This is a genomic window from Affinundibacterium baiyunense (assembly GCF_018139645.1).
In the GTDB taxonomy this organism is placed as follows: Bacteria; Pseudomonadota; Gammaproteobacteria; order Burkholderiales; family Burkholderiaceae_D; genus Undibacterium; species Undibacterium baiyunense.
The window spans coordinates 84,541-97,129 of record NZ_JAGSPM010000006.1 but is presented as its reverse complement, the minus strand read 5'-3'; the positions used below and the strand labels follow the sequence as shown (position 1 = coordinate 97,129).

The 12,589-nt window shown below is 44.6% G+C and carries 8 protein-coding genes; 1 reads left to right on the top strand and 7 read right to left on the bottom strand.

The genetic code is table 11. From position 1 onward, the window contains the following. Window positions 1–4: 4 nt before the first annotated feature. The 5 genes from KDM92_RS11170 to KDM92_RS11150 form a co-directional block, all read right to left on the bottom strand. Window positions 5–1,204 carry a hypothetical protein gene (locus tag KDM92_RS11170; RefSeq protein ID WP_212684457.1) on the bottom strand — a complete coding sequence of 400 codons (1,200 nt, stop codon included), beginning with the start codon at window positions 1,202–1,204 and terminating at the stop codon, window positions 5–7. 879 nt (window positions 1,205–2,083) lie between these two features. Next, window positions 2,084–3,460: a pectate lyase family protein gene (locus tag KDM92_RS11165; RefSeq protein WP_212684455.1), complete on the bottom strand. Its 1,377-nt coding sequence runs from the start codon at window positions 3,458–3,460 to the stop codon at window positions 2,084–2,086. Window positions 3,461–3,630: 170 nt separating this feature from the next. After that, window positions 3,631–6,576 carry a TonB-dependent receptor gene (locus tag KDM92_RS11160; protein ID WP_212684453.1) on the bottom strand — a complete coding sequence of 982 codons (2,946 nt, stop codon included), beginning with the start codon at window positions 6,574–6,576 and terminating at the stop codon, window positions 3,631–3,633. Between the two features lie 660 nt (window positions 6,577–7,236). Further along, a complete protein-coding gene (locus tag KDM92_RS11155; protein ID WP_212684451.1) occupies window positions 7,237–7,809 on the bottom strand; it encodes an outer membrane beta-barrel protein in 573 nt (190 codons plus the stop codon). Window positions 7,810–8,008: 199 nt separating this feature from the next. Next, the gene (locus KDM92_RS11150) at window positions 8,009–8,464 is read right to left on the bottom strand and encodes an Lrp/AsnC family transcriptional regulator (protein ID WP_189346193.1); all 456 of its coding nucleotides are present in this window, start codon (window positions 8,462–8,464) and stop codon (window positions 8,009–8,011) included. A 277-nt stretch (window positions 8,465–8,741) separates the two neighbouring features. Between KDM92_RS11150 and rocF the strand changes: the two genes are divergently transcribed. After that, window positions 8,742–9,665 (top strand): arginase, encoded by a 924-nt coding sequence (rocF, locus tag KDM92_RS11145; protein ID WP_212684449.1) that lies wholly within the window; start codon window positions 8,742–8,744, stop codon window positions 9,663–9,665. A 65-nt stretch (window positions 9,666–9,730) separates the two neighbouring features. On the opposite strand, the gene cueR is transcribed toward rocF, so the two are convergent. Further along, complete coding sequence (gene cueR / locus KDM92_RS11140) at window positions 9,731–10,159, bottom strand: Cu(I)-responsive transcriptional regulator (RefSeq protein ID WP_212684678.1); 429 nt, start codon at window positions 10,157–10,159, stop codon at window positions 9,731–9,733. Window positions 10,160–10,167: 8 nt separating this feature from the next. Then, the gene (locus tag KDM92_RS11135) at window positions 10,168–12,573 is read right to left on the bottom strand and encodes a heavy metal translocating P-type ATPase (RefSeq protein WP_212684447.1); all 2,406 of its coding nucleotides are present in this window, start codon (window positions 12,571–12,573) and stop codon (window positions 10,168–10,170) included. Window positions 12,574–12,589: the final 16 nt, after the last annotated feature.

Genomic DNA, 12,589 nt, shown 5'->3' with positions numbered 1-12,589 from the left:
TTGCTTACTTAGCAGAAGCATTTTGTGGAGTCTTAATTAAATCTTGACACGCATTACCACCGGCACGAATATCACTTGTCGAGCTACTGATACGAACATCTGCCACCCTGAAAGTGTGTTTTTTATCCTTAGCTAAAACAAAATCCACATCGCAACTTCTCAAAACACCACTCTCAATCACTTGTCCTGTTGATCTATTTTGCAAAAAAGCACGGTTATCAAAACTTTGACTGTATCGCCTAAAACGCAATTGCTCAGCTTCGCTAAACAAACCTGCTCCCATTCGCTTAATAAGTAGTTCTTCAGTTTGACCTTGCCAAATCATGATGGCAGAAGATTCTGTATTACTTAACTCTCTTGAACCACGGACTTTTAAAGCATATTTGGCAAATGCATCGTCGATATGTTTTTTTTCAATTTCAGGCAAGTATTCCTCTTCAATTCGCGACTTCAAAGTATTCATCTTTTCGCTAATTGAACCTAATTGCTTTGCTCTTTCATCAATCTCTGCTTTTGTCAGCACTCGATCTGCTGGGCTAACTGGCTTAACGCTACCCTCCCATAACACCTTCCATGTAAACGTAGTAAGTGCGGGCGCTGTAGCATCAACATCAACCACATGAATTGGTGCTTGAAAGCCAAGCAACTTGAGTTTCTGATTAAAGTCTTCTTTATTAAAATGATTGTTCTTAATAGCATTCACCACTGCTTTAGAAACTTGATTTTGTTCATGCTCCAGACACGCAACTTTTTGCGTTTGCAACATTACATGACTGCCAATTGAAGAAAACTCTGTTTCAGGAATCGGCTCACCGTTAAGTGTTCGACGAATAAAATTTACACTACTATCGGCCACTCGTACTTGCACAGGGTCAGTCGCATTAGGAACATTAGCAAAGACTTTACCCAGATGGTCTTTCTTATGATGACACACGAATTGTAAACGCATGATTGACCATTCTGGCTGTGGCTCAGCTTCATAGACAATGTACATGGTAATTTGACTAACGTATGTCGATGCAAACAAATCCTTCATATTGACAGGCGTTCTAGAAAGCACGTTAGATCCAACATAATAGGCAACACGCTCTCCTTTTTTACCCTCCATGCTAACCAAATAGGTAAATTCGGCAAAGGCTAAATTAGACATCAAAAGAAAAACCGTTAATAACCATGAAGTTCTGAAAAATTTTATGTATCGCATCGCAGTCTCACATGATTAACGTATATATGAATCGTACTATCTAGTTTTAGAAAAATTCGGCGAAACAATCCACTCACCAACACAAAAAAACATTTTCTGGGTAACATGCGCTATTCAAGAGAAATGTTTTGCCTTCTTATCGAGCTTGTCTTCGCCACACTACGATTTTCAAAATACCAAAATCTGGTCAAGTAATGATCGCCCCCGATTGGAACATTGAAACAATTTAGGTAAACGGCAGCTAGAGCGTGTTGCAGCTTCGGACTGCCAATTTAGTAAAACGATTACCTGCCAGCTCGTTCATTGAAGCACTCTCGTCAAGTCACATTTTTACGTCACTGAGGGGAAAGTTTTTTTGTTGAAGTTGAATAAATTAAATTTCCTCCGACAAAGCCAGTGGTTTATTACTTGGGCGCCTCAAAGCCTCTAGTACACAGTAATCCTCCTACAGCCCAATCTTCATTTGATGCCGAATATTTCGGCGGTACACTCAGACAAACATGGCACGATCCTCCATCAAATGCCGTCAACCACCTTACACTCTCTTTGCTGCGCTGATTTTCGGAATATCTCACTGAAATGCTGACAAAACGTTCCATGAGTCACCTTCCTTCTGTATTGAACTTTCCCTTATTTTGATTGAGACTAAAGTTTCAAACTGACCGTCGAGTAGATTAAACCTTGGTAAGCCCCCCCCATCAGAGCCGAGGGAATTACCTTATGTATTCAAAATAAACACTAATTACACAAATATATTACTTTATTAAATTCTATTTTATTTAACCAGTTAAAAAAACTCAAGCCGAAAAATGCACCGTCACTAGCCGCAGAATGGAAGCGTGGTCTAAGTTCCCCCCCAAATCTATCGTCGCGTTGTCTTCACTTGCGATTCAATCTAGGCAACCATTTCCGTGTATCCCAATCTTCTTCAGAAAAACGTAATTGGGTCTCTTTCTGCTGAGGATAAGTACTGACCTCACGCTCATCATTGATGATAGTGCCGCGCCCTTCTGCGATGTAATAAATCACGCGCGTGTCATCCTTATCTCTATCCCAAGGACGCGCACCTGCATAACGTAGCAATTCTGACTCGACCATTCTTGCATCGAGCACCTTAAGTCCTTGCGGCCAATCGATAGGCGTTGATTGCAAAAGTAGCTGGGCTCGCGTCTCACCATAGCGCCCGAATAGCGGGAGTTGATTACCAAACTGATCGACCGCGATATTATCTTTCGCAAAGTAAGCGAGATCACCATCCCCACCCAACATCATCAATGGCAAAGCTTTCTTGGTTGACATTCCACCTCGCAACACATTCGCAACCACATTCAGCTTACCTGTTTGATATGGATGATCGCCCCATTCCAATGCCATCAAGTTGTAATGAATCGCTTTTGACCTTGGGTTGTAAATCAAGTTATTCGCAATGGTCGCGCTGGCGCCGCCTTTTAACAGAGGATTACGTTCTACGTTATGTGCCCAAATATTGCGATAAAAAATCACATTCGTCACATTGTCATGAACTAAGCTTCCTTTTGAATGTTCTCCCTTTGCGTGTGTCGATTCAGCTAAACCTTCTGCTGCAAGATTATTTGAAAACAAAATGTGATGACTGGTTGCATTACGCCATTCCTCTGGTGTATTCCCTTTAAACCGAGGACCAGATACCGACATGTTTTCATCGATGGCCCAACTCATACTACAGTGATCAATAATTACATGGTGCGCCGCGGAGATATTCAGACCATCAACTTCCCAGCCACTTGCTTTGGTCTGCCCGTCGGCACCGGTGCGGATACGAAGATGCTGAATAATCACATGCGAAGCGCGAATATTGATTCCACCGCGAATCAAGGTAATCCCTGGCGAGGGCGCAGTTTGCCCCGCAATCGTCACGAAACCTTCATTGACTTGCAATACGCTGCGCTCTAAATCGATCACACCAGCAACTTCGAAGACAATGGTTCTCGCCCCCTTGGTTTCTAGCGCTGCGCGTAAGGAACCTGTGCCTTCTTTGCGTAAATTCGTCACACGAATAATCTTGCCGCCTTGCCCTCCTTTTACTTCATCGAGCCAGGCAAACCCATTTGGAAACGCATAGTTTTTATACAATACATCCGTTTCATTTGCCTTGCCAATTACTACAATGAACAAATTAATGAGGATGGCGAGTAGCGCCAGAAAAATAAACCGATCAAGTCGCAAACCAAGTCCTTGTCGATTAAAAAAAATGCCAACCATTTGACGCATCATCATTCGCATTCCATCAATTTTCAGCGATGCTGCTAACAACCAGCGCCGCCGCTTTTCTTACCAAAAAAAATAGCGCAACTTAACGGGGGAGTCTTGTTAAGCTGCGCTATCGTCTACTGCACACGATGATCAATCAAACCGAACATCGCTTTCGTCCTAGGGAGGATGAAATTTTAGAATTTATAACGAACACCAAGTAAATATTCACGTCCTGTCACATTGTTCACCACGACGCTATCGCGCAAGCGGCTAATGAATTGATCATTTGCTTGGTTGGTCAAGTTAGAACCTTCAAAGCTGATTTCCCATTGATTGTTGATCTTGTATGTGACTGAGAGATCAACGTTGACCGTGCTATTTTTACCTTCGACGTCATTATTATTTTGACCTGGAACACGAGTCACAAACGAAGAACGTTTAGAAGCAGAGACGCGGGCACTGAATGAACCATCATCGTAGTACAAAGTGGCATTCCAAGATTTAGGAGAGAGATTCAACAAATCATCGGTAATAGTTGCGCTACTGGTTGGTGAAACCACATATTCAATCTTCGATTTCACATAGGTGTAGTTCAACAAAGTACCAAAGTTTTTACCCCAAGCTGGCAAGAAGGTAAATGGCTGCTGATAATTCAACTCAAAGCCACTCAACTTACCGCCCTTGGTATTAATCGGTGCCGTAACTTGAAACACCTCTTCACCAGTAAAGTTCGCTGGCAATAAAGACATCGGCAAACCTGTGTCTTTGTATGCTACGTTGGTACGAATACTTTGAATATAGGTATTGATATTCTTCTGAAATAAACCCAAACCTAAGAAAGCATTTTTACCGAAATACCACTCAAAATTGGAATCAAAAGTATCAGCACGGAATGGCTGCAATAATGGATTACCACTGGTCACCGATAAGGTGCCTGTGGTCGAGATCGTGCCACCTGGATTTAGGTTACCCAACTGTGGGCGTGCCATCACTTTAGCAGCAGCGAAACGCGCGATAAAATCACGGCTCACATTAATCGCGATATTCGCAGATGGTAAGAAATCATTGTAGGTGTTACGTACAGTAACTGGGGTACCACCACCAGCAGCTTGATAACCAGTTGCGATCTGCTCAGTTTGCACATAGCGCGCACCGAAGTTACCACGTACACGATATCCTGCTACGGTATTGTTAAAATCACCCATCAAGAAAACACTCTTGTCATTTTCTTCGACGGCACGATTATTACCACGCGCATTACCATTCGTGATCGAAGACAAGGTGAAATCACCAGGGCCACCTGCAGGTCCACTCTTCAAACAATTACAGTAAATATCATATGCTTTTGCGATTGCGTTGAGGTCAGGGATCAACCACGAAGTTGGGGTACCCGCTGGCAAATTTTGACCACGACCAAAACCTGTCAATTGTGTCGTTAAGCTAGCGATATTTGTTCCCGCATTCGGTGCAAAAATCGTGTCGTTTTGATTCACACGTCGCGACTCATAAGAATCAAAATTGTATTTCTTCACATCTGCGCCGGCACGCAAAGTCAATTTATCTTCAATCGCATCCCAAGAGAAATCGACATGCACAACATCATTACGGTTATTCGCGCCTTGTGGACGAATACGGATTTCACTCGTAGTTGTGTTTGGCACAGTTCCTGCCTGTGTACCGGACGTCACTTGTGGCACGCTAGCCAAAGTCATTGGTCCAGTCGCGGAGGTAACATCAAAAGGATAGGTAATCACCGGCGCACGATCATCACCACGGAAATCTAAAGCGTAACCATTAACATTGATCGCATCTAAAGTGGTGGTGGTTTGCACAGGATTCGCGAACTTGGAAGTAGCACGACCAATTCTTGCATTCATGCGGAAAGTGTCACTGAATTGATGATCCAAAGTGAGTGTAGGCTGTGTGAATGTGGTGGATAACTCATCGAAGCGCGATTCAGCACGCACATCGACACCGTTATACATGCCGTACAGCAGTGCACCATTTGGCGCATATTCCGTTTTAACCACGCTGGTTTGTGGCTTACCACCTTGGCTGGCAGAACGGCTAAATGAAATCGCCTCCAAGAAATCTTCTTGACGTGTTGCTTCGAGTTTTGAATACAGCATATCAAATGAAAACACCGTACCGCGTTGTGGTTTGTATTGTAAAGAAGCGGTTAAACCGAGGCGATCTTGATCATGGGTCAAACGGCCATAGCGCGGTAATCGTGGCACAAAATTATCTGCAGAACTTGCTAAATTATAGGCGGCAATATTTTCCGCTGTTCCAGGTAATCGTGACACGCCTTGCGCCGCAGGTCCGCAAGTCGTTGCGGTGGACGTTGTTGGATTTGCTGGAGTCACACCCATCGGTGCGCACCAACCACCAGAGGATGGACCATTATCCCAACGCACTGTACTAAAACCTTCTTCGAAAACTCGGCGCTTAGAAAACGCACCGGACAACAACGCACCGAAAGTATTGTTCGCAAACGTATTCGACACTAAGAAGCCAACACGCGGATCAGTTTTCTGTGACAAATCATTGTAGCGCCCTTTCGCCATCACACTTGCATTGAAACCACGCAAATCAAACGGACGCATGGTTTGCAAATCTACGGTCGCGCCCAAAGAACCTTCATCAACATCAGCAGAAGCACTTTTACGAACGGTTAAGGAATTAAATAATTCCGATGGAAAGACGTTGAAGTCAAATCCACGCGAGCGGTTTGCACCACCTGAACTGTCGGTACCACCAGTTGTCGCCAAACCTTCGATACCATTGATACGCACACGTGTGAAATCTTGTCCCAAACCACGTACCGTGACGCTGCGTCCTTCACCGGCATCGCGATCAATCACGACACCTGGAATACGTTGCAAAGACTCGGCCAAGTTTGTATCCGGAAACTTACCCATATCTTCTGACTTCACCACATCGACGATGCCATTATCATCGCGCTTTTTATTTAAGGCACTTTCTAATGAGGCCCGTAAGCCCGTCACCACCACTACCGATGGTTGTTCATCCACTTTTGGCTTACTTTCTTGCGCGTAAGCACCGCTGATCGCCATCGCCATGACCGACGTCGTCAAGGCAAATCGTCCGAATTCTTTCCTAAAGTTTCTGTTACGCATGATGTTTGTCCTTTTGGTCTCGAATAGTTTTTATAAAGCAGAAGTTAAAAAATATCTGGCTTTTTGTTTCCCTTAGTTTCACTGGGCGCTGATCAGACGCACCAACACGGCAACAAAAAACGATTACATTTCGATTTTTTTAACTTTGATTCGATTCTAAAAGTATTTATCAGCCCAACGCGAGAACTTTTAACGATGCAAAAATAGTAAATTTAATTAAAATGCATCCATTGAAAGAATTTTTCAAATTTTCTCTATTGGTATTTTTATCGCCAAAATCATTTAAATCAAGTTAAGTTGCATGCAAATTCTTCCAAAATATTTTTTATTTCCATAAATAAATAGATATATTTTTATTTTTTACAGACATATCGGCGGTAAAATATTTATCAATCTAGCGTCCAAAAAACAACAATTGGTCTTACCAGATGTGTTTTTGGTTCACCAAATTTATGATTTTGGTCAATCCAAATCGCAAAAATAGTCTTACCACCCACATCAATTCCAAGTCTATTTTGGACTAATCTGCGCAAAAAAAAAGCAGCCTGCTTAGGCTGCTTTTTTGCTTCTAGCGATTCTCTTTAGCTGCTCTCTTCAACTGCACTGTACGATTCGTACATCACGAAAGCTATCTATTGTGAGCGCCTGTGAAATCAGAGATTAGAACTCTGATTGCACACCGATAGAGAAGTTAGTCACACCAGAAGTTGTCTGGGTAAAGCCAGCAACTTTTACGCGACGGTGATCAACTTCAGCACGAATCGCCACTTTTTTATCGACGTAATACAAAGCGCCTAATGAGATCAAAGGCTGACCCGAGTAATGTGTTTCCGATGCAGCGAAATCACGCGTACTCGCCACAATTTCACCTTTCATAAACGCTACGCCCAACTTAGCAAAACCAACAAAATTATTCATTGGTGTGGTCTTAACAATTGCTGCCAAATCAGCACCACGACCATTGAAAGTCGCTTTCAATGCAGAATCACTAGCACCCACTTCGTTTAAGTAAATATAGCTACCTTCCACACCAAAATTTGGTGAAAACTCATAGCCGCCATACAACTTCCAGCTAGCAGCCGCAGTGTGGCAACTTGTTGAGCCAGCGCAGTCAAAATTCCACTTTGCGCGACCAACAGAACCACCAAAATAAGAAACCTGTGCTGCTGCATGAGCACTGACTAATGCACTACCTAAAACAAAGGCCGCAGCCAGAATATTTTTCTTTAACATGAGGATTCACCTATCAAGGAGTTTTTAAAAAAACCACCGCAAATTTTAATTGGTCATTACCAATGAGCGACCAAGCATTGCCGGAGTTTCGTACAAAATTGGCATTTTACCCGCAGGCAATCGTCTACGTCAGAATTTATTTGTAATTCGTTGCAGAAGTCGCAGAATTACAGCAACCGCCATCGAAGTATCAATAACTCTAGCGAATCGGTAAGGCACTAACTGGCTTAATCTCTTCCATGCAGATCATCGAGCGTAAGTTGCCAACCCCCTGAACCTGCATCAATTTATCTGTCAAAAACTGCGACAAACTCTTCAAATCACTGGCAACCACTTTTAATAAATAATCGAAATCCCCCGAAATCGTATGGCATTCAATAATATCGGGAAAAGCGCGTAAATTGCCTTCAATTTCTCGCACATTACGGTATTGCTCTCGATCTAGCGATAAACTCACGAAAGCCATCACCCCCAGTCCAATCGCCTCTGGCGCGACTTGAGCAGTGTAAGCGCGAATCACTTTACTCTCTTCTAAAGCACGCACACGGCGTAAAGTCTGTGGCGGCGATAGGTGAATCTTTTCAGCCAACTGCAAGTTACTAATACGACCATCTTCCTGCAAGTGGCGCAATATACTTAAATCGTAGTTATCCATGTAGGCCTCAATAAGTTCAAAAATTCCACTTCGAATGACAAAAGAGGAATTAAATTACGATTTAATGTCACATCAGGAATTTAATTTCTCATCAATCGATTATATACAACAATTACGAAATCAAAAATTTTCTATTTCGCTCTATAATTCAACCTAATCAACGCCATCAATGAATCGTGTTTGGCGACGACCAACATGATGTGCTTGTGTGCAAACTGCTAGTGCACAAACTGCACCACATACTCCAATCAGCTCTTTTGAAAGTGAATGCTCAATAATGAAAACCATCTCACTCATAGGCGCACCTACGGATGTAGGCGCGAGTGTAAAAGGTGCAGGCATGGGGCCTGATGCCCTGCGTGTTGCAGGCTTAGTGCAAGCATTAGAAGCCAGAGACTTGGCTGTGATCGATCATGGCAATCTGCATGGTCCGGCCAATCCTTGGCAAGCGCCAGTGAATGGATTGCGCCATTTGAATGAAGCAATCGATTGGAACCAAGCAGTTTATAACGAAGTAAGCAATGCTTTGCAAGCTGGCCACATGCCGATGATGTTAGGTGGCGATCACTGCTTAGCGATTGGTTCTATCAGTGCGGTGGCAAAACATTGTAAAGAGCATGGTAAAAAATTGCGCGTATTGTGGTTTGATGCACATGCGGACAGCAACTTATCAACAATTAGTCCAACCGGTAATATCCACGGCATGCCCGTTGCATGTCTAATGGGTCATGGACCTGAGCAATTAATTGCTTATGGTGGTTACACACCAGCGATGCAAGCGGATGAGATTCGTCAAATAGGCATCCGTAGCGTCGATGATGGCGAGCGTCAATTTATTCACGACATGGGTATTCCCGTGTTTGATATGCGCTATATCGATGAACATGGGATGCGCGCTGTGATGTTAAAAGCCTTAGAAGGGGTTGATGAAAACACGCATATCCATGTGAGTTTTGATCTTGACTGTCTCGATCCAGATATTGCGCCCGGTGTTGGAACCGCGGTGCTTGGCGGCCCAACATATCGCGAAGCCCAACTGTGCATGGAAATGATTGCTGATACTGGTTTGCTCGGCTCTTTAGATGTAGTCGAACTCAATCCTGCTTTAGATTTACGTAATCAAACGGCGATCTTGGCAGTAGATTTAATCGAAAGTTTATTCGGCAAATCAACCTTGGTTAGAATTAATCCTAAAGCCTAATTCGACTGAAATTAGTTAGCCACTAAAATACCAAGACATTTCTATTTTGGTGGCTAACTTAGTTGCTAACTGAGTGTGTTCTTACAATCCGTTTTATCCTTGCCAGTCTGATCGGACAACTGGTCAAGGATAGGACAATCAGGACGGGTATCGCCATGGCAAGCCTGTGCCAAATCCGCCAATTGCTGACGTATCAACATCATCTTCTCAATTTGTGCATCAAGCTCAGCGATGTAAGATCCAGCTAGCTTTTTTACTTCTGCACTCTGTCGACTGCGGTCTTGCCATAGCCCAAGCAAGGTTTGAATACGTTCTAGAGAAAATCCCAGATCCCGAGCGCGCCGAATAAATCCTAGTATGTGTAAATCATTTTCCGAATATTGCCGATAGCCTGCCTCAGTACGATCAGCAGTCGCTATCAAGCCTACGCTCTCATAATATCGAATCATCTTTGCGCTCACCCCAGAAGCTTTTGCTACCTGACCAATGTTCATCATCGCCATTATTTTTCTTCCAGCGTACGCGTCGGTTTCCAATTACGTAATAGCAAAGCATTTGACACGACACTGACACTAGAAAGCGCCATCGCCGCTCCGGCCAACATAGGATTCAAGAAGCCAAAGGCAGCTAAAGGTATGCCAACGATATTGTAAATAAACGCCCATCCAAGATTTTGACGAATTTTGCGATAGGTTCTTTGCGAGATTGAAATTGCATCAGCGAGCAGCAAGGGGTCACCGCGCATTAAGGTAATTCCCGCCGTATGCATCGCGACATCGGTACCAGTCGACATCGCAATTCCCACATCTGCGGCCGCTAATGCGGGTGCATCATTAATTCCATCACCGACCATACCGACGCGCAATCCAGATCGCTGTAACTCACGCACGATATTCGCTTTATCCGCTGGCAGAACTTCCGCTCGGACATCATTAATACCAACGACTGCAGCAACTGCATTTGCACTGCCATAGTTATCACCGCTCAACATAATCGATTGTACGCCCAATGCATGCAAACGTCTCACCGCATGGGCTGCACTCGCCTTCACTTGATCACCAAAGCTCAAAACACCAATCAACTGCAAACCCGCATTCGCTGAGACCGCCAGATACGACACGGTGCGCCCCAATTGCTGCTGTTCTTGCGCCACTAGTTCGTACTCACTAACATCGACACCCAATTCCTGCATCCACCGCAGATTGCCTAAATACAATGTAAGCTCATTCAATTGCGCCTGCACTCCTCGACCTGGTGATGCCTTCGCAGCAGCTACTGCGTGCAGATTCAAACCAAGTTGCTGCGCTCTTTGCAAAACCGCGTGCGCAAGTGGATGATCACTATATTGCTGCACTGCTGCCGCCCACTCCAATAACTGCTGTTCGCTGTGGGTACGACTAAGCGTAGCAGTAAGATGTGGCTTACCTTCGGTCAAGGTGCCCGTTTTATCAAATGCGATTGCGGTTAAGCTGTGCGTGATTTCTAAAGCCTGCGCATCTTTAATCAGAATCCCAAATTTAGCAGCGACACCAGTACCAACCATAATTGCCGTCGGTGTTGCCAAGCCCAAAGCACATGGGCATGCAATCACCTGCACCGCAACTGCATTCAATAAAGCAGCCTGCCAATCTCCCATTATCCAAGCCCACAGCAATAAAGTAAGCAAGGAAATCCCCAATACAATAGGTACAAAAACCGCACTGATTCGATCGACTAAAGCCTGTATCGGCGCTTTTACAGCTTGCGCATCTTCTACCAACTTGATGATTTGCGAAAGCATCGTAGCACCACCAACACCGCGCGCAATCACCAATAAAAGACCATCCGCGTTCACTGAACCACCGATTACCACATCTCCAACATGCTTGCTAACAGGCAGGCTTTCACCCGTCAACAGTGATTCATCGAGATGGCTAATTCCTTCCACAATCTCACCATCAACAGGTACACGATCGCCAGGGCGAATCACCACAATATCGCCAACCCGCACTTCCGATACAGGCACTTCTACCTCTAGTCCATCGCGACGAACTAAGGCTGTCGTGGCGCGCAAAGATTCCAATGCACGCAAGGCTTCTAATGTTTGATGTTTGGCTTTCGCTTCCATCCACTTACCAAGCAATACCAAACTAATGACCACCGCAGACGATTCAAAATACAAGTGTTGCATACCATGTGCGATGTGATCGGTCTGCCAAAACATTAAATACACGGATAAACCATAGGCCGAGCTGGTGCCGATTGCCACAAGCAAATCCATATTACCGCTGCCAGCGATGAGCGCCTTCCATCCCGCTTTATAAAATCGCGCGCCAAGCCAAAACTGCACAGGTGTTGCGAGTGCAAATTGCACCCAAGCTGGAATCGCCCATTGAATTCCAATAATCGCCAGAAGCATCGGAGCCATTAAAGGCAAACTCAAAGCCATCGCGATCATTACCAACCAAGCTTGACTGAGTCCGGCTTGCTGCTGGGACGGCCTAGTCTGTTGATCATCGACTAACTGCGCTGGGTAACCCGCTTTTTTTGCGGCAGCCAATAGGCTTAGCAATTCCAAGTCTGCAAGCGTGGTGATTTGCGCTTTTTCAGTCGCCAGATTCACGCTGGCATTGAGCACGCCCGGCACCGCTAGGAATGCCTTCTCAACCCGACCAACACATGAGGCACAGGTCATCTCTTCGACCTGCAAAGTCCAAGTTTTAGTACGCACGTGATAGCCAGCTTTTTCAACACTCGCAAGCACATGCTGTAAGCTAGCGCCCGACTTTAGCGCGATGCTGGCTTTTTCCGTTGCCAGATTCACCGTGGCTTCTGCCACTCCTTCCGTAGCGAGCAAAGCTTTTTCAACTCTTCGTACACAAGACGAGCAGGTCATTCCTTCAATCTGCAAACTGATTTTATTTTCCATACAATTTCTCTCTGAT